General features: G+C 52.0%; 19 protein-coding genes and 1 other annotated feature. Of the genes, 3 read left to right on the top strand and 16 right to left on the bottom strand.

The genetic code is table 11. The features are described from left to right. Positions 1 to 20 precede the first annotated feature (20 nt). The 4 genes from NYE26_RS13800 to lysS form a co-directional block, all read right to left on the bottom strand. Positions 21 to 785 carry a TSUP family transporter gene (locus NYE26_RS13800; RefSeq protein ID WP_036728626.1) on the bottom strand — a complete coding sequence of 255 codons (765 nt, stop codon included), beginning with the start codon at positions 783 to 785 and terminating at the stop codon, positions 21 to 23. Between the two features lie 28 nt (positions 786 to 813). Then, positions 814 to 1248: an NUDIX domain-containing protein gene (locus tag NYE26_RS13795; RefSeq protein ID WP_339256551.1), complete on the bottom strand. Its 435-nt coding sequence runs from the start codon at positions 1246 to 1248 to the stop codon at positions 814 to 816. Positions 1249 to 1606: 358 nt separating this feature from the next. Next, positions 1607 to 2326: a YebC/PmpR family DNA-binding transcriptional regulator gene (locus tag NYE26_RS13790; protein ID WP_036728630.1), complete on the bottom strand. Its 720-nt coding sequence runs from the start codon at positions 2324 to 2326 to the stop codon at positions 1607 to 1609. A gap of 94 nt (positions 2327 to 2420) precedes the next feature. Next, positions 2421 to 3983, bottom strand: coding sequence for a lysine--tRNA ligase (gene lysS, locus NYE26_RS13785; protein ID WP_339256549.1), 1563 nt, complete (start codon positions 3981 to 3983; stop codon positions 2421 to 2423). Positions 3984 to 4091: 108 nt separating this feature from the next. After that, positions 4092 to 4358, bottom strand: a binding site (T-box leader). 312 nt (positions 4359 to 4670) lie between these two features. Here lysS and NYE26_RS13780 point away from each other — a divergent pair. Beyond that, entirely contained in the window at positions 4671 to 5903 is a 1233-nt protein-coding gene (locus NYE26_RS13780) for a hypothetical protein (RefSeq protein WP_339256547.1), read from the top strand. A gap of 14 nt (positions 5904 to 5917) precedes the next feature. Here NYE26_RS13780 and NYE26_RS13775 read toward each other — a convergent pair whose 3' ends face one another. The 4 genes from NYE26_RS13775 to NYE26_RS13760 all read right to left on the bottom strand — a co-directional run bounded on the left by NYE26_RS13775 (position 5918) and on the right by NYE26_RS13760 (position 10107). Next, positions 5918 to 6367: a GNAT family N-acetyltransferase gene (locus NYE26_RS13775; RefSeq protein ID WP_339256545.1), complete on the bottom strand. Its 450-nt coding sequence runs from the start codon at positions 6365 to 6367 to the stop codon at positions 5918 to 5920. Positions 6368 to 6773: 406 nt separating this feature from the next. Next, a complete protein-coding gene (locus NYE26_RS13770) occupies positions 6774 to 7892 on the bottom strand; it encodes a 5-methyltetrahydropteroyltriglutamate--homocysteine S-methyltransferase (RefSeq protein ID WP_339256543.1) in 1119 nt (372 codons plus the stop codon). Positions 7893 to 7907: 15 nt separating this feature from the next. Further along, positions 7908 to 8840: a LysR family transcriptional regulator gene (locus NYE26_RS13765; protein ID WP_339256541.1), complete on the bottom strand. Its 933-nt coding sequence runs from the start codon at positions 8838 to 8840 to the stop codon at positions 7908 to 7910. Between the two features lie 127 nt (positions 8841 to 8967). Then, positions 8968 to 10107, bottom strand: a complete 1140-nt coding sequence (locus NYE26_RS13760; protein WP_339256539.1) for a phosphodiester glycosidase family protein — start codon at positions 10105 to 10107, stop codon at positions 8968 to 8970. 151 nt (positions 10108 to 10258) lie between these two features. On the opposite strand from NYE26_RS13760, the gene NYE26_RS13755 reads away from it, so the two are divergent. After that, a complete protein-coding gene (locus NYE26_RS13755) occupies positions 10259 to 11200 on the top strand; it encodes a hypothetical protein (protein WP_339256537.1) in 942 nt (313 codons plus the stop codon). Positions 11201 to 11282: 82 nt separating this feature from the next. Then, a complete protein-coding gene (locus tag NYE26_RS13750) occupies positions 11283 to 11834 on the top strand; it encodes a DUF4303 domain-containing protein (protein WP_339256535.1) in 552 nt (183 codons plus the stop codon). A 59-nt stretch (positions 11835 to 11893) separates the two neighbouring features. On the opposite strand, the gene NYE26_RS13745 is transcribed toward NYE26_RS13750, so the two are convergent. The 8 genes from NYE26_RS13745 to thrS form a co-directional block, all read right to left on the bottom strand. Then, a complete protein-coding gene (locus tag NYE26_RS13745) occupies positions 11894 to 12403 on the bottom strand; it encodes a GNAT family N-acetyltransferase (protein ID WP_339256533.1) in 510 nt (169 codons plus the stop codon). Positions 12404 to 12553: 150 nt separating this feature from the next. Further along, positions 12554 to 14032 (bottom strand): TPM domain-containing protein, encoded by a 1479-nt coding sequence (locus NYE26_RS13740; protein ID WP_339256531.1) that lies wholly within the window; start codon positions 14030 to 14032, stop codon positions 12554 to 12556. A 129-nt stretch (positions 14033 to 14161) separates the two neighbouring features. Further along, positions 14162 to 14995, bottom strand: coding sequence for an aldo/keto reductase (locus NYE26_RS13735; protein ID WP_339257477.1), 834 nt, complete (start codon positions 14993 to 14995; stop codon positions 14162 to 14164). Positions 14996 to 15031: 36 nt separating this feature from the next. Beyond that, positions 15032 to 19555 (bottom strand): hypothetical protein, encoded by a 4524-nt coding sequence (locus NYE26_RS13730; RefSeq protein WP_339256529.1) that lies wholly within the window; start codon positions 19553 to 19555, stop codon positions 15032 to 15034. Continuing rightward, positions 19542 to 20300, bottom strand: coding sequence for a DUF6063 family protein (locus tag NYE26_RS13725; protein ID WP_339256527.1), 759 nt, complete (start codon positions 20298 to 20300; stop codon positions 19542 to 19544). Before NYE26_RS13725 ends, NYE26_RS13730 begins: the two co-directional genes overlap by 14 nt. Positions 20301 to 20312: 12 nt before the next feature. Next, on the bottom strand, positions 20313 to 21818 hold the full coding sequence (locus NYE26_RS13720; RefSeq protein WP_339256525.1) for a hypothetical protein: 1506 nt from the start codon (positions 21816 to 21818) through the stop codon (positions 20313 to 20315). A 274-nt stretch (positions 21819 to 22092) separates the two neighbouring features. Next, on the bottom strand, positions 22093 to 22689 hold the full coding sequence (locus NYE26_RS13715; protein ID WP_339256523.1) for a GNAT family protein: 597 nt from the start codon (positions 22687 to 22689) through the stop codon (positions 22093 to 22095). 59 nt (positions 22690 to 22748) lie between these two features. Further along, positions 22749 to 24662: a threonine--tRNA ligase gene (thrS, locus tag NYE26_RS13710; RefSeq protein WP_339256522.1), complete on the bottom strand. Its 1914-nt coding sequence runs from the start codon at positions 24660 to 24662 to the stop codon at positions 22749 to 22751. Positions 24663 to 24845: the final 183 nt, after the last annotated feature.

The raw sequence follows: 24845 nt of genomic DNA, 5'->3' as shown, positions 1-24845 counted from the left end.
ATCCACTCCATTAGTTGTGCTTAATGCATCGTATCCCATATTTGCTTGCCGATCAATATGACAGTGACTGTAATGAATAACGGCCGAATATACGCTGCCCCTTTGCGGATCGCCATCCGGGAGCCGACAATGGCTCCAATCACCATCGGAATCCCCAGAATCAGCCCGTGGGTGTAACTGACAGAGCCCAGGGCAATGAATGTAAGCAGGCTTGTGATGTTGCTGGCGAAATTCAGGATTTTGGCGTTGCCTGCGGCGGTGACAAATTCAAACCCCATCATCAGAAAAGCGAAAATCAGAAACGACCCCGTTCCCGGGCCGAAGAACCCGTCATAGAAGCCGATTATGAGCGCTGCCATGCTTCCCGCCAGACGTAATTTACCGTTGCTGGCAGAGAAGGTGGAGACGTCTCCCCAGGCTTTTTTGAACAAGGTGTAGATTGTAATGACCACCAGCATCACGATCACCAGCGGCTTCAGGAACTCGGAAGGCACCTGACGGACAGTCAGCGTTCCGGCCATCGCTCCAATGATCGACAGCGGGATCAGCGTCCGCACCAGCTTGAAATTGATTTTGCCGGAACGCACGAACGAGGCGGTGCTGGTCAGCGAGCACATCGAACCGGCCAATTTACTGCTGCCCAGCAGCAGCGGAAGCGGAATCCCTACCGCCAGCAACGCCGGAATCGCGATCAGTCCGCCGCCGCCCACTACAGAATCAATTAATCCGGCCAAAAATCCGCATACCACCAATATAAGAACCATACTGAGCGTCCAGTCTTCCATTACTGCGCCATCCCCCCGCTACTCTAATCTAATTCCATCCGTGAGCGGCATACCACACGCCGTCCCTGAATGTATTCCAGGCCTCCTGTACGAACGGGATGATATTCTCCGGCAGCGCATCCACCGGGAACCAGCTTACCTCATCGCATTTGTCAGGCTCCATGTTGCGAATCTCTCCGCTCCACTGCTCCGCCCTGAAAAAGAAATCCACCCGCTCATCCCCGGAGGTCCGCAGGTGCATCGTTCCGATCAGGGTAAGATCGGCGGGAGCTATAACCGCACCGCATTCTTCCCGGACCTCGCGGATGGCAGCGGTATGCAGCGGCTCGCCGCCATCCAGCTTCCCGGCAGGCAATCCATACTCCCCGTCATGATGTCCTGTATTCTTCCGTCTCAGCAGCAGGACTTGTCCGTCCTTAATCAGAAATACATGGACCACACTGACTAATCGAAAGACTTCCATTCCAATTCTTCCTCTCCATTCTCACTGAACAAAATCACCCTTACGGGTGAATGGGATTACCTGCGCGCTAATACAGTGTATGTTGTTTTCCACATACATTTAGGCCATACGCCAGCTTGGTAGCCAATGTATGTTGTTTTTCACATACATTTGGGCCATGTGCCAGCGTGATAGGCCATTGTATGTTGTTTTTCATATACATTTGGGCCATGCGCCAGCTGGTAGGCCATTGTATGTTGTTTTCCACATACATTGGGTCCACAACAGGAGGAAACTATAGTTTCCTGTACAACAACACGAAAGAATAAGCGGACAAGCCTGGAAATCGGCTTGCCCGCTCATTCAAGTTACCGCTATTCTATTCTTCCGAATCCACGTTGTGGTAGACCTGCTGCACATCGTCCAATTCTTCGAGCGCATCGATCAGCTTCTCGAACTGAGCCTGCGCATCTTCAGGAATAGCTACATAGTTCTGCGGGAGCAGCGTCAGCTCGGCTACGGTGAATTCCGTGATTCCCGCGCCGCGGAAGGCTTCCTGTACCGCATGGAACTGATCCGGCTCAGCATACACGATTACCGCCTCGTCTTCTTCCAGCACATCGCGGACATCCAGGTCTGCTTCAATCAGCAGCTCCATCACCTCATCCGCTGATTTGCCTTCTACCCCGATTACCGCTGTCGGATCGAACATATACGTAACCGATCCACTGACGCCCATGTTGCCGCCGTTCTTGCTGAACGTGGAACGGACCAGCGGAGCCGTGCGGTTGACGTTATTCGTGAGCGCATCGACTACAATCATCGAGCCGCTTGGACCGAAACCTTCATAACGCAGCTCAACGTAAGTCTCATCGCCGCTGCCCTTGGCTTTCTCCAGGGCACGGTCAATAATCGCCTTCGGTACATTGTAGGTCTTGGCACGCTCCAGAACGACCTTCAGCGCCCGGTTGGATTCCGGATCAGGCTCGCCCTTCTTCGCTGCAACATAGATTTCTACCCCGAACTTGGCGTAGACCTTACTTGTATTCGCATCCTTGGATGCTTTCTTTTCCTTAATATTATTCCATTTACGACCCATATCGTTACCGCTCGCTTTCCAACATTTGATTAAAAACAGTCTTGTATATTATACCTCTGTTCGATCTATCCCGTAAAGGGCAGTCCACACTCCTTCACAATTCGAGCAAATTCAGCATCCGCTCCGTTCCGGCTGCCTGAATCAGCCAAGGCAGACGAGGCCCCTCCTCTGCACCAAGCACCAGCTGATAGATGATGGTGAACAGTCTTTTTTGTTGGATGCGCATCGTCTTTTTGTCTTCATGATGGCAAATGGCGTAGATTTCGGTCATCCGCTGCGTCTCGTCCAGCTCCCTGCTCCGCAGCAGAATGCACAAGCTCCGCAGCCATCTCAGTTCCACTCCAGTAAGGGAGTGATAATATGCATAGTTGGGCGAAGCTTGGATCGTCACCAGCTTGTGCGGCATCCAGTTCCTAATCCAGTATTCCGCACGGTCCGCCACCCTCTGAAGCCGGAGTTCATCAATCTCCACATTATTTCTGTTGAACATCTCCCGGAGCCTTCCCCTGTCGAAGTTGATTAAGGGAAGCAGACTGGCTACCTGGCCGAAGCTAACGTTGCTTCCAGCACTCACCGGGGAGTCGCTTCGCAGAGACAGCTCCAGCGCACCTGCAAGATCGCCCGTTAGCGTGCCTGCCCGTGCTCCCGCAGCATACCGCTCGAACTCCGCATAGTTGCGCAGCACATCCTCATCCAGCCCGATATGAAAGGCGGCATTCGGCTGGTATTTGGCGAACAGGAACAGGATGTTCTCAGGGGCATAGACCTCTAGCAGATCATCTGGAGTGTAATTGTGCCCGGAGGAGCTGGACATTTTGGCGAAACTGCCTTTAATACTGATGAATTCATATGGCTCATACATGGGCGGCGAATACCCGTAGATCTGCTCTGCGATTACCGCAGCCACATTATAGCTTCCTGTCTCTGACGAATGATCCCGGCCTCCCGGCTCGAATACGACCTGCTCCTGCTGCCAGCGCATCGGCCAGTCGATTTTCCAGTGCAGCTTGATATTGTCCGCCTGCGGAATATGTACAGTATCGCAATGACCACAGCCGCAGTGGTAAGCCACGGTCTCCGCCGTGTCGTCGTAGTCCAGAATGGTGGTCGAGTCTTTGTCGCATTGCCCGCAATAGAGATGGATGGGATAGAATGCCGCCCGCTCATCCGCTGAACTCCCACCTGTCTTGAACGACATCAGGATATCGTAAATCTCTCCCCGGCGGCGCAGGGCGTGCAGAATTTGCGGATAATAACGGCCTGACTGGTATTCCCGGCTCTGATAAATGAACTCCGGCTCAATCTCAAATACCTGGAGCGCCTGCTCGAATTCCGACTCGAAATGTGCCGCATACGAAGCATGACAGCCATACGGACAAGGCACCTTCGAATATGGCAGCCCAATATACTGAGCGAAGCCGGGATCGATATGGGCCGGAACTTTACGAAACCGGTCGAAGTCATCCCACGAGAAAATAAACCGCACCTCCTTCCCCGCCCGCCGCAGCGCCTTCGCCACAAATGCAGTCGTTACCACCTCGCGGAAATTCCCGATATGAACGGACCCGGACGGACTGATCCCAGATGCACATACATACGTCTGCCGCTGCGGATGCTCCGCGATTAACCGGTTTGCAATTTTTTCTGCCCAATGCACAATGAATCACCTCTACTGATAGTATGAATCTTACTTGGAGCCTGCTTGACTGCGCTCGGAGCTGCCCGCCTGTGAACGCAAAAAAGCTCCCGCCCTCAAGATCAATATCTTGAGGACGAGAGCTTGGATAAGCTTCGTGGTACCACCTCTGTTCACGGACAAGTTGCCTGATCCGCCTCTTCGGGTACGGCCATGACGCTTATACCCTATCTCTGTAACGGGAGAACCCGGCATACCATCCTTGGACCCTTGTGCCCAATTCCCTATGCAGCTCGGAGACTTTTTTCAGATCAGGCGCTTCGCTGCTCCCTTTCACCACTCTGGAGCTCTCTGTGAACGCTGCCGCCTGCTTACTCTTCTCTTCATCGCTTGTTGCTGTAAGTTGTTATGTGCAATAATACTTCGGCAGGGAGGGCGGTGTCAATTACTTAGATCAAAATAATCTTGCAGAAACTTATAAAAGCTTGGCCAGCCTATTTCCAATTCTTATTTCATTCTTTTCAAACACATTTGTTTATAAATCCATATTTAATCACCATTTTTAGGTTATGTCAGTATGAATACAAGGTACCCGCCGTTTAAGCTTTCATTAACTAGATCACAAGAATCTAATTACAAGCATTGTCTAATTAAGGATGATATAGTAGATTCATATAGAAAGAGCTTCTACGAAAAGGAAGGGTTTGTTTGAAAAGAATACTAGGGTTACTTGGCTTGATTTTTATACTGATACTATGTAGTTGTGATGACCATGCCAAAAATCAAAAAACACAAGATTTGAAACAAACACTGCCCCCCAATACTACGGTTTCAAATGAAGCCATTTCAATTTATAACATCAACAATACAATAATCGGAAAAATCGAGCGTTATGGAGCGTTAGTGCTAACCGATGACAGTATCATCTACAATAAGATCCCAACGGGGTCTGTTGACTCAATATCCGAAATGGATTATTATCGTTACATTTTTAAAACAAAAGAAAATATAAAACTAGGTACAGTTAAACATTGGTCATATGAAGCTAAGAATGATACAACCATTATCGATAACTCTTTATACATGTTTGTCACAACTGGTGAGATATCGGATATTACAAGCAGAACACTTCGTCTCTATAAAATAGACTTAAAGAACAATACTATGTCCGTTGTTTTTTCTGAAACAGGCGGATTCCCCTATAACAGTATGACCGCTGTGGGCAACAAATTATTAATGGTTAGAGTAATCGCTGCTGGCGGTTCTGAGTTAGAAGAATATAATTCAGAAACGAAGGAGAGAAAGATTCTTAAGAAATTCGACTTTGATGACAAAGCAAATACAGGTGAAGCCATCCGGCAAATCACATCTGACGAGAATACAATTTCATTATTACGATTAAAAATAGACTCGGATGGTAAATCAAAGTTGTTTCTGGATGTATACGATCATGATATGAAATTCCAGAATAGCGTTGATGTGTCGACGATTTCACCCAATTCTACGGATGCGACACAGAGTGAATTACGTCAAGGGGTATCTAATTTTGTTGTTACAAACGATTATATCTACTATGCGAATTTTAGTATTACAAGATTTTTAGGAAAAATAAACAATAAATCTCTGCGCCCTATTATAGAGGTTAATCCGGAATTTGAAATGTCTTCAGAATCTGCAAAAAGTGAACTCTCAGGTTTATTTTATCAATCGTTTGGACAAAAAAATGACTTATATCTATTGAGTTACTCAAACGGCACAATTAGAAAAACTACGTTTAATGCTGATGACAAAAGGTATTATATGATTAATATTTCGAGATATCATGACAAGCTCCTAATCACAATGAGATATAAAGACCCCAACACCGGAGAGGAGCTTGAACCTAGATTGTACTATATAAGCATGTCAAATTTGAAATTTTCCGCAGCAACAGTGAGATAGAAGTTAATACCCTATTATTGATTAAGCTCCAAACAACGCACAACCTCACCGTCACATAACTCTTCACTGACCTTTTGGAATCCAAGCGACTCATACAACGACCCGGCAATCTGATTGTCGGGTCTATGTCCGATCATTAATCGGGTACACCCTTCATTTCGCATATGCTCGATTAACTTTCCCATGGCTTGTTTGGCATAACCCTGTCCTTGATGATGTTCATCAATCATAAGGGCTGGTATCCAGCAGTTACCGTCCTCATCGGGAGTTGTACAAAAGACAATAAATCCGGCCACTGCAGCTCCTGAATAGATAGCCCGCAGTTCAAACTCTTGTACAAATTTCGCTTCTGCAATCCAATACACCACAGGCGCAGGAAAAACACTTTCTTGCTCCTGCTTCACCTTTAACTGCGTACAATCATACCAGTTCTCGACCGATACAGGTCGTAGTTCAATAACCATGATATTCCCTCCAGAGATATAGCCTCAGTCTTGAATCCGCTCCCAACATTATACTGTAGAGGGAATCTCTACGGTTGGTACAGAATGGTTAAAGAAGAAGACTACAACTACATGCACACAGAACAACCCCACCCTCCGCAGCAAACAAATGGAATAACGTATCTTATTTCCCTCGTTTCTAATAGTTTCAGGTAAACAAATGGAAAAACAGCAACTACTGGATCGGGATATGCCGCTACAGCGGAATATGGGAGAAATTAAGTGTCGTTTATCCAACTGTTGTCCCGGCAAAGTCCGTTCATTAATCAGCAAGTGGAGGAAATCCACCTATGATCCGCCACAGCCCGCTGCCTAGCGCTCCCTCGCCAAAAAGGAGGATCGCCCCCCGGCAATCCTCCCCACTAACCTACACCCAAACCTCATTCGCCGTTTCAATCACCAGCCGCAGCTTATCCCACTGCTCTTCTTCCGTCAAAATATTGCCTTCCTCCGAGGAGGCGAAGCCACATTGTGTGCTAAGACACAGTTTGTTGATGTCTACGTACTGTGTAGCTTCTTCAATACGCGCGATGAGCTGCTCCTTGCTCTCCAGGCCGCCATGCTTGGTTGTCACCAGTCCCAGTACAACGAATTGGTCCCGGATGAAGCGCAGCGGCTCGAAGTCGCCGGAGCGTTCGTTGTCGTATTCGAGGAAGAACGCGTCCACGTTCGTATTCGAGAAAAGCTCCTCGGCGACCGGCCCGTACCCGCCGGCGGCGAACCAGGTGGAGCGGAGATTGCCCCGGCATACATGCAGGGCAATGGTCATGTCCGCCGGGCGGCTGGCAATGCTCTCATTAATCAGCCGGACGTAATCTTTTGCCAACTGATCCGGGTCAACGCCCCTGCTGCGCAGATGAGCACGATGTCTGCCGCTGCACAGCGTCCCCCAGGTGGTATCGTCCAGCTGCAGATAACGGCAACCGGCATCATAGAAGGCCTGAATCGCCGTCCGGTACACCTGAATGATATCTCCGTACAGCGTTTCGGTATCGGAATAAATCTCGTTTCCGTTATACTCCTGCACGAAATGAAACAAAGAGGGTGATGGAATCGTCATTTTGGCCAGCGTCTCTCCGGCCATCTGCTGCAAGGTACGGAATTCCGCGACCATGGGATGGTCCCCGAAGGCGATTTTACCGGTAATTCTGAAGCTCTCCGCCCGGTTCGTCTGCTCCTTGGAAGCGCCGGGAGTACCGCCAAGAGTGATCTTTCCAGTACCCTCAATCCCCAGGAAGAAGTCCAGATGCCACCAGGAGCGGCGGAATTCGCCATCGGTCACAGCCTTCAGCCCAAGCGCCTTCTCCTGCTGCAGCAGCTTTTCAATCTCTATATTCTCAATCTCCGCCAACTGTCCCGCAGTTAGCTCACCTTCCGCATGCAGGTTGCGTGCATTCTTGATCTCCTCTGTACGCAGGAAGCTCCCGACAATGTCGTAACGGAAGGGCGGTGCATTTCTTGTCGATCCGATCACTGGACTGCTCATACGTCCCTCCTGCTCTTATAGTAAGAAAGATTCAAGCTCGAAAACATTACCCGACACCAGATCATTCAGAATATCAATGTATGTAGACATAATCTCACTCGGTTTGCGGTCCTTGTGGGCGATCCAGCCGACAGAGAATACTTCCTTGCTGTCAAAAGGAATCGTAATCAGCCCCGCATCATCCAGCTCAGAGGCCATAATCCCGGTCCCCACGGTATACGAATCACTTCCGAGCAGCAAATGAGTCAGTGTGGCCCGGTCCGTCACCTTAATATTCTTCTCAATCTGCGTGAAGCTAAGCATCTCCTCCGAGAAATGCAGCGAGTTGTTATCCCCCTGCTCAAAAGTAATGTAAGGATACGGATGAATGTCCTCGGCCGTAATGCTCTCTTTTGCAGCCAAAACATGCCCTTCCCGCACATATACATGCGGATTCGTATTGAACAGCGGGGTGAACTTCAGGTTCCCGTCACTGAACAGCTTGTTCATGATCTTGTAGTTGCTCTCGTTGATATACAGAATCCCGATGTCGCTGCGCAGGGTACGCACATCCTCGATGATCTCATAGGTCTGCTTCTCTCTCAGGCTGAAATTGTATTCCTGCACCTTGCTCTCCTTCATCAGCTTCACAAAAGCATCCGTAACAAACGCATAATGCTGTGTAGATACCGAGAAATAGATCGGGCTGCGCTTCTTACCGGTATAGCGGTTCTCCATGAATTCAGTCTGCTCAATAATCTGCCGGGCGTAGCCCAGGAATTCCATGCCTTCCGCCGAGATGCTGATCCCACGGTTATTCCGTTCGAAAATCGTGATGCCAAGCTCGTTCTCCAGCTCCTTGATAGCATTCGAGAGACTGGGCTGCGACACAAATAGCCGTTTGGCCGCTTCATTCATAGAGCCGCTGTTCGCAATCTCAATTGCGTAGCGGAGCTGCTGCAAAGTCAAACCTTTTCCCCCTCCGATCATGGACTTCACCTGGCAGGTTCAGCAAAATAAGAATTTACTTGTTATCCTAGCACACCTGCCGCGTCTGATCTACTATTGATTATGAAGCAGGGGAACCTAGCGTATGTTACTGGGTGCGCTTCTTGCCTGCGTCGATCTTGGCCGGGTCCAGCCCTTCCCAGATATTCTTGATCTTCGCGTTCTCGGGGTCATCGAATACCAGGAATGCCGTCGGCAAGTAACGCTCTCCATACTGCGAAGAGGGCTTGTTGACAATCTCATTGTCCTTCACCAGCACCGTCGAAGATCCCCCGTCCAGATTGGCCGCGATGACCGCCCCATGCTTCAGCATAATCTGCTGCACATCATACAGGTTCGCCCCGATGCTGTAGCCCGGCTGCCGCCCGTCAATCACTACGAAGATGAGCGCACCGTCCGCCCGTTGGCCCATAGCCGTTCTTGGCGCGATGCCCCAGCCTTCGGCGGCATTCTTAATCTGGCCTTTACCGTTCACAATAATCCGTGGCTGAAAAGAAACCGCCTCCTGCACCCCCATCTTGCTGAGCTGATCCAGAGTGTAGTTACCGGCGACCATTTTGCCTTCCTTATCGATGCCGACAATCTGTGTGGATTTCTTGCCGCCCAGTCCATTGTAGAACAGCTTCCCTTGCGAGATCACCAGCCCGATCGGCTTGAAGCCATTGCCCTTCCAGTTCGGATCGGCGAAGCCGCCGCCGTTCACCCCGGCGATAGCCCCTGTCCGCGCCACCATGCTGGATACCTTTTCCCCGGAGCCGATTTTGCTAGGCACACCCAGGCGAACCTTCTTGGGATCGTTCACAATCATGACATAGCCGCTATACCCGCTGCCCGTGACTTCTTCAATCTGGACGAGCGGTGTATGCTCCGCTTCCTTTACAGGCTCAGGCTTGATCTCATGGGTATCTACCTCGTCGCCCATCTCCTCGAAGCGCTTGGTATAATCGCTGACGCGGTGCTTCAGTTCCTCTTCGCCGATAATATATTTGGCCCAGTGCCGGTGTTGAGTTGTAATCAGCGTATCTGCGATCAGGAAGCGCGTATTCTGGGCTGACGGTGCAAAATAGAGCCAGCCTCCGGCTGCTATAACCAGAATGAAACAGACCATGAACACCCTGAAGAGTGTGCGGAAGAACCCTCTTTTCTTGCGCTTGCGCGCCGGTGTCTTCTTCTTGCGGACAGTTGAACGTTGTGGTAAAGAGCTCACTTCTGAAATCCTCCCTAACATACTGATAATGGTTAAGTCTATAAACTCACAACTTCCATGATAGACGAAATCTCTGATTTAAAAGTTTCAGTTTGTTTAACTCTGTCCAGAAACTGTAAACTAGTTCATATAAGCGCAGGCCGGCCCAATTAAAACATAGGAGGACAGCGGCATGAAACAGCAATTCATCACAGCCTTGGAGCAGAACAATCTGGACAGCATCCGGCAAATACCTAAAGGCGATCTGCACAACCATATCACCCGGGGAGGCAACAAACGGTATATAAGTGCCTGGTGCGGTACGGCTATACCGGAATGTCCAACATATAAGGATCTTGGGGAGATGAACCGGTGGAATGCCCGCTATATCAAGCCTTTACTGACTGGGCGAATCGGTTATGAGAAGCGTATTGAGGCGTCCTTTGTTCAAGCGAAGTCAGACGGTGTTCAATTGCTGCATATGAGTGTGACGATGGGGGAAGAAGAATGGTTTGACGGCTCTATAGCAACACTGATTCAGACCATCCAGGGCATTCACCAGCGGTTTGCACCAGAGATTCATTTTGTCCCGGAGCTTGCTTTTCTCACCCATACGCCGATTCAAGAAACCATTGAGATGCTCGAACAATATCTGGAACATAACTACTTTAAATCCCTCGATATCTTTGGCGATGAGTTTGCCGTTCCCGGATTTAAGCAGGTGTTCCGCATGGCGAAGCAACAAGGGCTAATTCTCAAAGCGCATGTTGGGGAGTTTGGTACATCTGATCTGGTAAAACAAGCTGTGGAGGAACTGGAGCTCGATCAGGTTCAGCATGGCATCGCAGCCGCACAATCACCGGAGACGATGAAGTGGCTTGCCGACCATCATATCCAGCTTAACATCTGCCCTACCAGCAATGTTCTGCTTTCCCGGGTGGCCAATTATGCGTCACATCCCATCCGCAAGCTCTATGATTATGGCGTCACAGTCACGGTGAACACTGATGATATGATTATTTTTGACCAGAGTGTGTCGGACGAGTTCGTTAATCTGTATCGGAGCGGATTGTTCAGTGCAGAGGAGTTGAATACGATCCGGGAGAATGCGCTTACGGACGCAAACCGGAAATAAGGACAGGTGCTTGCATTCCTATACGCAACGCCACTATTCTATAAGTGAAGTCATACTTAATCGTAATATAAGGAGGGTTATAATGAACGCTTTTCTTACTGAATTTGAACAACGGATTCGCGAGGGCTTGGTGGCTGACCTTGAAGCTATATTGGCCGAAGTAGCACATGAGAAGGTATATGTCTGCGCAGTCGGGACCGATAGCGACTTTGTCACTCTGTTCCTTGCTGTCAATACAGAGCAATCACTTGCCAGACATATTGCCGATATGACAAGTGAAGGCTTATGTGATGATGCTGAAACAGAGCTTTATTACAAATGGGCAATTTCCGAATTTCAATATGGTGAGCATTCGCATTTCAATCATATCAGCCGTTTTTTATATGCAGAGGATAATGTATACCAATATAAAGATGAAATGGTCAAAATCATTGCCAAGGCTGTTAATGAAACCAAGGACGATTTATTCACAAAATATAATCAAACCAAAGAGGACATTACCTTCTTTGTATCCATGACCGACGATGAGCTGGCTGAGGAATTAGAGAATGAATCGGTGGCGCTTATGACAAATCCTGAAATAGTTTCTGAATTTTTGGCACGCTATGATGCTGAAAAATCTAAAGAAACCTAATAGCGGCAGCCCGGACATTAATATCCCTGACTGCCGCTATAGTAATGGTAATTCGTGCTCTACCTTGATTTTGTCAAGTATAGAATAAGCTCATCATCCACCCGCACCTGACTTCCAGGAACCACAGGCTTGTTGTCATACATGAGTCCCCGGCCATCCGGAATGTAGCCGCGTTTGGTGTACAGCCTTTGGGCCGTACCGTAGCTGTCATACAGTCCAAACCCGATTCCAATCGTATCGAATGTTGCGAACACTTCTGCTTCGAGAGCGTCCATCAACACACTGCCAATGCCGCATTTCCGCAAGGTAGGAATCACATCAAGATTCTGGATCTCAGGGATGTGATTCTCTACAAAATAAGGATAGTGTGAGGTATACACGATATGTCCCCAGCCTGCAAACAGATTCTCATGGAAGGCTAATAGCGTAAGACGTTTATTCTCTACGTTCTCCTGCCAACAATGTTCAATATACTCTACGGGTTTGCTGACATCATGCGGGGCCAGCCCTTCATGTATCCATGTAATGTCTTCGGACTTCATCCGGCGGACAAGTGTAGATTTACTCATAAGATCAATCCTTCCTTTCCAGTTGCACTGTGCTTTTGAAAAGAAGCCGCGCATCCCTGCACGGCTTCCTCTTCTTGTCCATTCTATGCGTGTTACACTTCAGAATGTTGACGAACAATGCCTAACCCTTAACGGGTTAGTGTGTCCGGCTCACCGGTGTCTGCCCACGCCGCCACCGCTGCTTGCGCTGCCGCCACCTCCGGAGTTTCCTCCACCACCGGAAGAGCCAGAGGAGTGCCGGCCAGAGCCGCCACCGCTGGAAGAACCCCCTCCTCCACTGTTCGATTCTCTATGAGAGGAGGAATACCGCCCCGCTCCCCCTCCGCTCGAAGAACCTCCGCCCCCGGAGTTACTGCCCCAGAAGCTGCTGGAGCTGGATGAGCCGCTCCCCGAGGAGGAGTGATGGTGCGGCCGCCGGTATCTTCTTCTCTGGCTGTAGCCATAGCCGGGCTGACCGGTCCAGACGCCGTAGCGCCGGATATTGCGAGGGTTATGCGGATTCAGCCGTATCCCGTAACGGGCAACATAACGGTTGCGCGCGGCAGCCGCGAGACTGATTAGTGCGACAAGAACCAGGAAAATCCCGAGAATCATCATCCCCTTCGTTCTGGAGACAGGCATCAGCTTCACAGGTTCTTTCGCTGTCACAGGTGCTTTGCTGACGTTGGAGGCTGCTGTAGATGTGGAGTTGCCTGCGGCTTGTCCCGAAGCAGCATCTGCCCGGGCCAGGAAGAAGCTGTAGAAGGCATTCGCCGTCCCCGTTGCACCGCCAGCGTAATCTTTTGCCGCGAATTTAGGCTCCAGCACCGTATTCAGAATCCCGCTGATCCGCTCATTCGTCAGCACTCTGTCGATCGACTTGCCCTGTAGCACATGATAGTTATCCCCGCCGATATCCAGCACCAGCATCACATCTCTGGGACCGGCAGCAACCCCGGCGAACTTCGCATAGGTGTAATCCTGCAGGCTCTTACCGCCAGTATTCTTAACAGTTACCACATAGATTCCGCTCCCGGTGGTAGCCGCGTAACGGTTGCTGGACTGGTTCAGATAATCCTTGGTGACTTGCGGGAGGATTCCGGCATTATCCGAGACATAGCTTCGGGTGCCTAGTGTTTCCGAGTAGCTTCCGCCGAGCTTCTGAATGAAGGCGCCATAGGTTTTATTCGCACCGGCGCTATACTTCTTGGCTGCGAAGTCCGGCTCCAGCGATGCCGAGAGAATCTTCGAGATTACACCACTGTTCAGTTCATTCTCCAGTCCCTTGCCGGGAACCGCCCAGTAATCATCGTCCTTAATGGAGAGTAGCAGCAGCAGTCCATTATTCTTGTCCGCTGAGCCCACTCCCCATGAATTGAACAGCGAGGTCGCATATTTCTCCATAGAAACGCCGTTCGTCGAATCCACGGTGACCAGCACTACCTGCGCACCGGTCTCCTGATAGAGCTTCACCCCATAGTTGACCATGTAATTCTCGGTCTTCTCATCAATTACGCCTGCAAAGTCATTCACATAGAATGATTCTGAATGTTTCGGAACAGCAGCCTCCGCCCGCCCGGGTGCCAGCGGCAGCAGAAGCACAATCATCAGGATGGCGGTAAGTGCTGCTTGCATACTTTTACGATTCATAGTTACCCCTCCGGCTTCTCAAATCTCTTTTATTACTATATCGGTTACGCACAGGATGGACTTATAGTTCCATCTCTCTTATGTGTATGTCCGAATCTAGCAAATATTCGAAAGAGACCGCCGGGCCCTTTACTCGTTGTTGAACCGGTCCGGGTGAGAGCCGAAGCGCTGATCGCGGTTCAGGCCGTTGATCCGGCTGATCTCCTCTTCAGACAGCTCGAAGTCAAAAATATCGGCATTCGCAATAATCCGCTCCTCCTTGACCGACTTCGGAATCGTCACGATTCCGTTCTGCAGATCCCAGCGCAGGATGACCTGCGGCAGTGTTTTGTTGTGTCGGGCTGCAATATCTGCCAGTACCTCATTATCCAGCAGATGCCCTTGGGCCAGCGGGGCCCAGGCTTCAATCTGAATGCCCTGTGCCTTGCAATATTCGCGGAGCTCCTGCTGGTTAAGCAGCGGATGCAGCTCCACCTGGTTGACCATCGGCTTCACGGTGGCGTCAGCCAGCAGATCCTCCAGATGATCGATCTGGAAATTGGATACTCCGATGGCACGGACTTTACCGTCCGCATACAGCTTCTCAAGTGCGCGCCAGGTGTCTTTGTATTTGGCCCGGATCGGCCAGTGTACCAGATACAGATCGGCATAATCCAGTCCCAGCTTGCTTAAGCTCTGGTCAAATGCAGCCAGCGTAGAATCATAGCCCTGCTCTGTATTCCATACCTTGGTGGTGATGAACAGCTCCTCACGCGCAACTCCCGATTCACGGATAGCCTGTCCGACCCCTTCTTCATTTCCATAGACGGATGCCGTATCAATACTTCTATAACCGGCCTTGATGGCTGCTTTGACCGAGTCAATAACCTCCTGACCCTCTTGTACCTTGAAGACACCCAGCCCGAACCATGGCATTTCTACACCGTTAGCTAATTTCGTTGCCGATTTTAAGTTCATCATAATCACACTACCACCTGTCTATTGGATTGGTTAGATTAACTAGAATAATGAAGCAGGGATCAGCTTGCGCCCGCCTTTGATCAGGGTCGAATCCAGGGCATCCCCTTTATCTCCGCCAAAATACAGCTGCCAGTACACGCCGAAGCGGATGCTGACATCATTCTTGACCAGCTCCGGCGGCGTGACGATCAGCCACTGGAACTTCAGCGCCTTCGAGATCTCGAAGACCGGATCGAGCACGTTATTCGAGACCATCTCACCGAACGGGTTATCGTACAGGAAGACCGTCCAGCCTTTGTTTTCCCGGTTAACACGCTTGTGGGTCATTATCATCATCGCCACCAGCAATTGAACAGACTGACGCTGCCCGCCGCTGCCTACCGCCTCATCCAGTGCGCCGCGGTTAATAACCTCCCAATCGGAATAATGATAGTCCTCGGGAGCGGCATACAGGAAGTAATTCTCCGTCACCGGCTTATACACCTGCAACACCGGGAAGCGGTTCTGCAGTGCGGCGTACACCATGCGTCCATCGTTAATCAGCTCTCTGACGGCCAAAGCCGGAACCTGCTCCATCTTTGGATACTTCTCCAGCAGGCTGCTGATACAACGGTTGAAATAGTCGCTGACCAGCGGTTCGATGTCATCAGTCGTCCGTGGAACGTTAATATTCTTGTAATTAAGCTTAACCAGCGGGAAGGCATGGCCGTTCTCATTGTGAATGATCATCCGGCGTTCCATCCGCTTCAGAATATCGACGATCTGCACTACACGCTTGGCTGCCCGGCCTACCCACAGCTTGCGGGACAGCTCCATATCCTCTTTATCGCTGCGGATGCTCTCCATCTGATCACGTGAGCTCTGAAGCATCGAATCCAGCACCTGTAAGGCGATAGCGAAATCATCCCAGTGAACATTGTTCAGGCGTTCCAGAATCTTCGTCTCAAGCTCCGCATTCCAGCCGGACTTGGCCACCTTGCCGCTTAGCTCCGTCTTCTCTTCCTTCACCTTGCGGGAGATATCCGCCCGCTGGCTGCGGCTCTCCTTGCTGCGCTGCAGCCAATCCTCCACCAGCGTCTCGCAGCTCTCCCGCACCTTCAGCTGCAATTCTTCAGGCACATCCCGGAGCGGCACACGGTGCTCGACATGGGTATCCATGATCCGGCTCTGATTGCCGAGAACGAGCAGCCATTGATCCATAGAAGCCAGCGCCTGCTTACTGGTATTCAGCAGATGCTCATTCTCCCGGACCCGCAGACTGATCTCTTCTTCCTTCTGTTCCAGCGGCTCATGCCACAGCTCTACCGTACGCTCATGCTTCTCCTTGATCGCCTTCTCGGACTTGCCCAGCTCTTTGCGCAGGCTGTCAAGCTCGGTCTGGCAGCGGATGAAGGAGTCACGGAGCTGCTGATAGTCCTCGTCCAGAATCATCGTGTCGCTCTTCTGTCGGACTCTGGCGGACTGAATCATATCCGGTGACTCCTGCGGCTCAGGGGCAGACGGCCATCCGGCATCTACCTGCTGCACAGCAGCTTCCAGCTCAGCCAGCTGTTCTCTGGCCCCCTTAATCTGGGCTGTTCTTGTGCGGATCTCCAGCTCATTCTGGCTTAGCGACTGCTGAAGACTCTCAACTGTACTGAGCAGCTGCAGCAGCTTGTCCTGTACCGTCTCATTTAGTACTTCATCGGCAGCAGCTTCATCTGCCTTAACATCCGCCTCAGCATCAGCACCCTGAACCTTCGCACCCGCAAATTCACCGGGGAACTCTATGTCCGGGAACCAGTTCTGCAGCCGCGGGAATACAGAATAGCGGGCATCCCCGATCCATTTCTCGCGCTGCAAGGCGAGACTGTCCATCTCCGCCTTCAGCCGGGCGAGCTGCTGGTCCTTAACCGCAATCTCTTTGCTGAGATTATTCTTCTGCTCCACAGACTTGTGCTTGTCTGTATAATTCTGCTCGTGCTTCCGGCTCTGCTCACTCCACTCCCGCAGCGCCGCTGCCCGGGCCTCCTGCTCGGACTTCTCCGCTTCACAGGCTGACAGGTCTCTGGAAATTCCAGCCAGAACCTCCTCATAGCGTGCCTGTTCTGCGTTCATTTCATTCAGCTGGCTGCGAAGCTCCTGCAGCAGGGTCTCCGCACTCTTCTGTCTGATCCGCAGACTTGCAGTATGCTCGCCCTGATGCAGACGTTCATATTCCTGACGGGCGGATCTTAGCTTGGCAAGATATGCTTCCTCCTCCTGAAGCTCCTCCTCCTGCTCACGGAGTCTGGAGGCCATCCCCCGCTTCCACTCCTGGAAATGATCCGGCTGCAAGACCATCTGCGGCCCTTGATGCGCCAGCAGCAGGAAGGCGTCTGTACCGCCCTCCGCCATCTCCTCTCGCACGAAGATCGGGACCGGAGCCTTAAGCAGGAGCTCCTTAAGCAGCTCCGGCTGGAGCTTAGCCGCTTCACGCTTCGTGACAATCAGGCCGTAAGGAAGCAGCGGATGACGTTCCAGTTCCTCCTCGCGGACCAGATAAGGCTGATCGTTCAGATACATGGTGCCGGTCATGGAGCTAATCTTGAGGGCATCCAGCGTATCCTTCACCGTTACGATATCATGGTTAGGCAGCCAGTAGGTTTCCTGCTGCAGCTCGACATCCAATAGCTGCTGATAATAATCCCGCCGTAGCCTCCTCGTCTGCTGCTCGGTATCCTCCAGCCTGCGGATGAACCGCTCCTGGATTAGAGGCTTCGCTTCGAATAGAGCTGTCGCGCCCAGCAGCTGATGCTCCTCATACATCTCCAGCAGCACTACGAGCTGTGACCAGAGCTGTGATTCCTTGTTCATCTGGGCTTCGATGTGTCCGCTCAGCTCCTCTGCCTGGGCCTCGGCCCCCAGCAGCTTCTCAGCCAGCCGGGTATGCTGCGTATGCAGGAGCAGCTTCTGGTCTTCAGCGGTCTTACGCTGTTCGTTCAAGGCCTCAATCTGCTCAGTCAGCCCTCTGGCCGCAATCAGCGTCCGCTGTAGGGCGGCTGCCGGTGAGTGGGCGGCTTCCTGTCCGTGGCGGGAAGCGAACACACCCAGCTCCTCCGTATATTGACGGATCATGGCTGTTAATTCCTGGAGCTTCCCATCCAGCCTGCCAAGCTCCAGCAGCAATTCCTCCCTGCCCTTGCGCAGAATCTGTTCTTCCGCTGCATGGGAATGCTGCTGTCCGCTGTAGAACAGGCTCTTCGCCTGCCATAGCCGGTAGACCTGCTCCCACTGTACCCGCAGCTCCTGCTTGGCCCCTTGAATCACCTCTTGGCGCTCCTTCATCGCAAGCGACCCTTCGATGGCTTCAATCTCCTTCTGCCACTGCTCCATCTGGCGGAGCTGCAGCTTGCGCCGGGCCAGATAATGGGCAACCTCCAGCGACTTCTCCCGCTGCTTCGATTCTTCCAGACGCTGCTTGGCCCGTGTCTGATTGTCAGAGACCGCTCTGAAGTGCTCCTGCTTGCCGTCATGCTCTTCCTTCAGCCGCAGGTACTTCAGATTATCGCTCTCGAATCTGAGCGTCTTCGCTTCCAGATAATGTCCGGCCAGCTCATCCGCCGTTCTGCGGCGCTTGTCTTCCGCCTGCTTCAGTTCATCATGAATAACGGTATAGAGCTGCGCTCCTAGCCTCTCGGTCTCCCGGAAGCTGAGGTCCGCCTCCGTTCCGAGTTTCACCGCTTCATACAGAGGAGCCGCAAGAGAGGTGAACTCGGCAAAAGCCCGCTCCCGCTGCTCCAGCATCGGCAGCCGCTGTGCAACCGTAGCGGTATCCACGAACATCCGCTGAAGCGAGCCTTCATCCTCGCGCATACTTCCCCCAAGACTGGAACCAATCTCTGGAATAATCAGCCGCTCAAAAAGATTATGATTGGTGAATGCGTCATTTTTTTGAAAATAGCCCTTGATGCCGCCCTCTTCCCCGTTGATTCTACGCATATTGCGCCATTCATCAATATGGATATCATGGTCAGCCAGGTAGGCATAGTATTTCTTCAGATCGGAGCTGCTGCTGCCGTAGACATTAATCTCACCCCGCCGTTCCCGCACAAACTGCTGAATCGCTTCGAAGCTCGCAGGCGTATTCAGCTCATGATCATATAAGGGCAGGGTGGATAGTGTAAGCTCAGCCGTCTCCTCATATTTCAGCAGCGCATATAGCAGATAATCCACTTTGATCTCAAGCTGGTCCATGGAATGTTGAGCAGTCATCGCGATCCCGGTGGTGACATACTCCGTCCGCTCCTTATCGTCGAGCCGCCATTCAATCGCCACGTGGAAGGTGTAGGGCTTCAGCTGTTTTTTGTGATTATGGAAGAAGGCCTCGACCTGGTTCTCATTATCCTTACCCCAGGCGGCTCTAGGCATCAGCAACTGGAAAATCGACTGCAATAATACGCCCTTCCCCCCGCCGTTCATCAGCGTAATCAGGGTATTGGCCGGGCCTTCTTCATTACAGAGATCAAGGATCATATCCTCATATTTCTTCAGCATCTTCTCGTATTTCAGTCCGGCGATGCGGATTCGCTCAATGCGCGGCATGGGCTTCACCTTCCTGTTCGCTGAGTGTGCGGCCAACCAGAGCCTTCAGCTCTTTGTACCGGTCCACATCGTGGTAGAGATAACGCATCCGCTCGTACAGCTCTTCCCTTGGGAAAATCCGCTTCTCATTCTCGGAAATGAACACCAGATGCTCTTCCTCCAGCAGCTTCATGCCTTCGTGGATGAGGCCAATCCGGGAGCCTGCACCGCGGGTCAGCGAATCGCCCTCCTCCTGGCTGCGGGTCTGCATATAGAGGCTGGTCCATACTCTGTGCATGGCCTGGATATCCAGCCGCCACTGCTTGCTGAAGCTGCCGTCTTCATCCATACCGATCCAGCCTTGGAACAGCTCGGATACCTGATCAGACAGTTGTATGTAAGACATGCTGTCCTGTCCCGGCTTGAAGTGCTGCTCATCCTGGTCCATCTCCGCCAGAAAAACGAGGATAATAACGTTAATGATATGTAGATGCGTCTTGCGCTCAATCCGTGAATACTTATTGCGCAGCTGAGTGAAGTTGCTGGCGAATCCGGAGCCGATCGGACTCACGAGCAGGTGCAGGCGGTGACCGGAATTCATAATCCGGCAGCCGGCTTCTTTGGCTACATATTGCAGGGCATCATAGGCGGCAGTATCCTGCAGACATTCGGCGGCAGCGGGATCATCCAGCGGAATCACCTTGCGCCGAAGCAGGTCGAAGAACAGCCGGGAAGCCTGCTGAACTTGCTCTAAGGAATAACTCATATCCGAATCATCTCACTTCTCTACTATAGTAATGGTATAAGGGCTGATCTCAAGACCAGGGATACGGATGCTGCCCTGCTGCTGTGAAGAGATGGTAGTCCGCAGCCTTAAGCCGCGCAACACCGCAAGCTCCGGGTGGTCCAGCATCAGCCGCTGAAGCAGCTTCTGGCACTCGTCCGCGACGCCATGGCCTTCCGCTTCCTGCTCCTCGACAGTAATTACGGTATGGAAAAATTGCACCCACAAATCCACGGCATCCGGACAATCCGCCCAGCGCCGCTGCTCCTGCTCCGTGAACGCCTCCGCAGTGAAGGTGAAGCTGCCTTGCGCAGCCACTCCGGCTATAACCGGCAGCCATAGCTCGCATACCTCGGTCCAGGGAATACCTCTGGGCACATAATGGATCTCCTCTTCTTCCCCGGCTTCCTCCGTCACATCCGGCGTATCCTCCGGCAGGAAGCCGACCTCCTGCTCCTCCCAGGCCCAGGCCAGCGGATAGATGAAATCCTGGCTGGGCGAGAACAGCCCGCTGATCAGCGTCTCCAGGCTATCCCCATCCCGCAGCCCTTCGGGCTTCACCCATTCCTCCCACACATGGGTGCGGAAGTTAAAGCCCGCTGCTCCCCAGAATAATTCCGGGAAGTTCAGCCGCAGATTCGTCTCTGCTTCGAAGATGCTCAGCACAACCTCGGCCAGCTCGTCGTGCACCCGCCGGGACAGCTCCACCCGCTCGGAGAGCTGACGCAGCTCATTGAAATCAATGACATCCTTCTCATCATTGGCCAGCCGGGCCAGCGAGCGGTGGATATTATCGAAATGCTTGCGTTCCTCGTCAAACTGCTGGTGGATCTCCTCCAGCCGCTCGTGCCGCTGAGTGCCGTATTCGCTGAAGATATGCTTCGGATTACGGCGCAGGGCATTACGGTATTCCTGCTGCTGCTGGGTCATTTTGCGCACGCGGGAGATCAGCTCATTCACATCCTGCATCGCCCGGGTAACCCGTCCATGCTTGATATGCATCTGAATCTCCAGCAGCTTGATGCTGACCTGGAACTCATCGATAATCTCGTGGCTCATGAAGATCAGCTCCATCGCATACTCGGAGAGCCGGTAAATGGTCGTCCCGTTCTCCTCCCAGCTGATACGCGTAGCATCCTCGTCCACAGTGAAATACTTGTATTTCTGGACCCCGATTTGCCGGGTATGGTCATCATAATAATGGGCCTCGAAATCGCCGCCGCTGCCGCTCCACAGCAGTCCGTCTATCAGCCGTTCGACCGATTCCGGGCTGCCCGACTTCGCTATGCCGAAGCGCTCCAGTGAGCTCCAGGCCAGATCCACCAGATCCTCCCGGGCCCGCTGTTCATTCGATTCCAGCTCCAGATAATAGACCTGCAGCAGCACACTAAGCGCAATCATTTCCTTATACGGCTGCAGCTCACCCAGATTCATGCCTGCGCCCAGACTCCATAAGGGATTCAGCCGCTTGTTCCGTTCTCCGAAATCATTCCAGTTCATCCTCTAGCCAACCTCGCCATCACTTCATAATTTCCCTACAACATAACATAAACCCAAATCCGCACCGCAGGGTGAAGGTTGGGCCGGAACATACAAATATAGACGGTTTGTTCATGCTCAGAACCCCGAGATAATGGGAATGTATGTTTCTATTCTCATGTCATTCTATTATATCAATGTTTCATAGATATGGCTATTTGCAAAATAAATAGAGGAGCCCGCGCAGGGACCCCTCCATGTTAAAGCACTACTTTAAACCACACCATAGCAACCGCTATTTATATTTCTCATTCACCAGATATTGCAGATTCTTCTTCACCGCAGACCATTCCTCATCGATAATGCTGTACAGCACATTGTCCATAACAGCCCCGTCAGCGGTAATACGATGCTTGCGCAGGACGCCCTCCCGGACCGCTCCAATCCGCTCAATGGCCCGCTGGGAGCGCAGGTTGTGACTGACAATGGAGAAGTCCACCCGGATCAGCCCCAGCACCTCGAAGGCATGTTGCAGCAAAAGCAGCTTCGACTCCGTATTCACCGCAGTTCTCCAGTATTCCGGTGAGATCCAGGTGCAGCCGATCTCTGCATTGCGATGCGTACCGTCCAGATGCATCAACCGCGTAGTCCCTACGATCCGGCCGGATGCCTGCTCCACCATCACATAAGGCATATCCTTGCCTGCCGCCTGATTCGCCAGAGCCGTATCCACCAGTTGTCCTGCCTGTTCCTCTGAGCAGATCCGTCTCCAGGTGTACTCCCAGATCAACGGATTATGCAGCAGCTTCTTAAGCTCAGGCTTGTGCTCTGCTGTCAAAGGCACAAGCCGGATTACGCTACCTGCAAGCTGCCCTGTTTCAATTGCTGTCAACTGATTTCCCCCTATATCTTTTTACCTGTTAGCTTTTCACCTATTATATATGAAGCGATTTATTCCCATCTGTCAATCCTGGCAGTCAATTGCCGAATGAATTCCTGCGCCCTCAGCGTGGACAGTGCGTTCTCCGCACGGCTTCGTACCGAGATTGTTCCGTCATTCTGCTCCTGATCTCCCAGCACCAGCATATAAGGGATTTTCTCCAGCTGAGCTTCACGGATTCTGTAGCCCAGCTTCTCATTCCGGGAATCCACCTCCACCCGCAGTCCGGCTGCCGCCAGTTGTCTTCTGACCTGCTCGGCATACTCATCATGAACCACAGAGACTGGCAGCAGCTTGACCTGCACCGGAGACAGCCACAGCGGGAACGCCCCGCTATAGTGCTCTGTAAGAATACCCATGAACCGGTCAATGGAGCCGAACACGGCACGATGAATGACTACCGGACGATGCTTGTTGTTATCTTCGCCAATATAAGTCAGGTCGAACTTCTCGGGCATCTGGAAATCCAGTTGAATTGTACCGCATTGCCAGCTCCGCTTCAGGGCATCGAGGACATGGAAATCAATCTTCGGCCCGTAAAAAGCGCCATCTCCTTCATTCACCCGGTACTCGATTCCGTTATTCTTCAGCACCCGCGCAAGCGACTCCTCCGCCTGATCCCAGAGCTCTTCGGACCCCATATAGTCCTCCGGGCGTGTAGACAGCTCGACCTTGTACTCGAAGCCGAAGATGGAATAGAACTGATCGATCAGCTCCAGCACCCGCGAGATCTCGGATTCAATCTGCTCCGGCAGCACGAACAAATGGGCATCATCCTGGCAAAAAGTCCGGACCCGCATCATCCCGTTCAGCGCGCCGGAAGACTCATGGCGGTGAACCTGGCCGTATTCCGCAATGCGGATCGGCAGGTCCCGGTAGGAACGGAGGCTATTCTTGTAGATCAGCATATGTCCGGGACAGTTCATCGGCTTCAGCGCAAAATCTGTCTCATCCACCTTAGTGAAATACATCTCGTCCTTGTAATGATCCCAATGTCCGGATTGCTCCCACAGACGGCGGTTCATCATCAGCGGCGAGCGGACCTCCTCATACCCGTCCGCGCGCTGCAGCCTGCGGGAGAAATCCTCCAGCGCTGTGCGGATCAGCATCCCTTTGGCCAGGTAGAACGGCATGCCCGGCGCTTCCTCGGAGAACATGAACAAGCCCAGCTCCTTGCCCAGCTTGCGGTGATCCCGTTTCTTCGCTTCCTCCAGCAGATGCAGATGCTCTTCAAGTGCCGCAGCGCTCAGGAAGGCTGTGCCATATATCCGTTGAAGCACCTGTTTGTCAGCATCTCCGCGCCAGTAGGCACCTGCTACACTTAGCAGCTTGAACGCCTTAATCCGGCCAGTGGAGGGCAGATGCGGCCCCCGGCACAGGTCCGTGAATTCGCCTTGCTCATACAGGCTGATGACCGCGTCCTCCGGCAGATCCCGGATCAGTTCCAGCTTCAGCGGCTCTTCCGACTGTTCAAAGTACTGCACCGCTTCCGCCCGGCTGACCACCCGGCGCCGGATCGGCAGGTTCTCCTTGATGATCTTCCCCATCTCCCGCTCAATCGCAGCAAGATCCTCGCTGGACAGGGGTTGTTCAATATCTATATCGTAATAGAAGCCGTCCTCGATCACTGGACCAATGCCCAGCTTCACGTTCCGTTCTCCATAGATCCGTTTGATCGCCTGGGCCATCACATGGGCTGTGCTGTGTCTGTGAATCATCAGCCCGTCGCTGCTGTCCGCTGACACGATCTCCACGAGGCTGTCCCCTTCAACCGGACAATCAAGGTCAACGAGTCTGCCATCGATTTTGCCGGCTACTGCATTCTTCCTTAGACTTACGCTAATCGACTCCGCAATCTGCGCAATTGTGGTGTTACGCGAATACCTCCTATTTGCTCCATCCGGCAGCTGCACTTGAATCTCCATGATTATGGCCTCCATTTCTTCAGTGTATATTCGTATATGTGAACACAAAAAAACGCATCTCATCCCGGAAAGGGACGAGTGCGTCTAAGCTCGTGGTTCCACCCTAATTCGACTATACGTCACTTCACCCCCGGCTGTTCGGCGGAAACGTGATCAGTACAATCCTCATGGCATCCGTTAACG

Origin of the sequence: Paenibacillus sp. FSL P2-0136, from assembly GCF_037975325.1 — a bacterium.
Taxonomy (GTDB): domain Bacteria; phylum Bacillota; class Bacilli; order Paenibacillales; family Paenibacillaceae; genus Paenibacillus_AQ; species Paenibacillus_AQ silagei.
Note: the sequence above shows the minus strand (reverse complement) of the source record. Positions and strands in the feature narration are given on the sequence as shown.

Coding starts and splice junctions, on each gene's coding strand:
- NYE26_RS13800 (WP_036728626.1), bottom strand. CDS start 785: ATGGAAGACTGGACGCTCAGTATGGTTCTTATATTGGTGGTATGCGGA.
- NYE26_RS13795 (WP_339256551.1), bottom strand. CDS start 1,248: ATGGAAGTCTTTCGATTAGTCAGTGTGGTCCATGTATTTCTGATTAAG.
- NYE26_RS13790 (WP_036728630.1), bottom strand. CDS start 2,326: ATGGGTCGTAAATGGAATAATATTAAGGAAAAGAAAGCATCCAAGGAT.
- NYE26_RS13775 (WP_339256545.1), bottom strand. CDS start 6,367: ATGGTTATTGAACTACGACCTGTATCGGTCGAGAACTGGTATGATTGT.
- NYE26_RS13770 (WP_339256543.1), bottom strand. CDS start 7,892: ATGAGCAGTCCAGTGATCGGATCGACAAGAAATGCACCGCCCTTCCGT.
- NYE26_RS13760 (WP_339256539.1), bottom strand. CDS start 10,107: ATGTTAGGGAGGATTTCAGAAGTGAGCTCTTTACCACAACGTTCAACT.
- NYE26_RS13755 (WP_339256537.1), top strand. CDS start 10,259: ATGAAACAGCAATTCATCACAGCCTTGGAGCAGAACAATCTGGACAGC.
- NYE26_RS13750 (WP_339256535.1), top strand. CDS start 11,283: ATGAACGCTTTTCTTACTGAATTTGAACAACGGATTCGCGAGGGCTTG.
- NYE26_RS13745 (WP_339256533.1), bottom strand. CDS start 12,403: ATGAGTAAATCTACACTTGTCCGCCGGATGAAGTCCGAAGACATTACA.
- NYE26_RS13740 (WP_339256531.1), bottom strand. CDS start 14,032: ATGAATCGTAAAAGTATGCAAGCAGCACTTACCGCCATCCTGATGATT.
- NYE26_RS13730 (WP_339256529.1), bottom strand. CDS start 19,555: ATGCCGCGCATTGAGCGAATCCGCATCGCCGGACTGAAATACGAGAAG.
- NYE26_RS13725 (WP_339256527.1), bottom strand. CDS start 20,300: ATGAGTTATTCCTTAGAGCAAGTTCAGCAGGCTTCCCGGCTGTTCTTC.
- NYE26_RS13720 (WP_339256525.1), bottom strand. CDS start 21,818: ATGAACTGGAATGATTTCGGAGAACGGAACAAGCGGCTGAATCCCTTA.
- thrS (WP_339256522.1), bottom strand. CDS start 24,662: ATGGAGATTCAAGTGCAGCTGCCGGATGGAGCAAATAGGAGGTATTCG.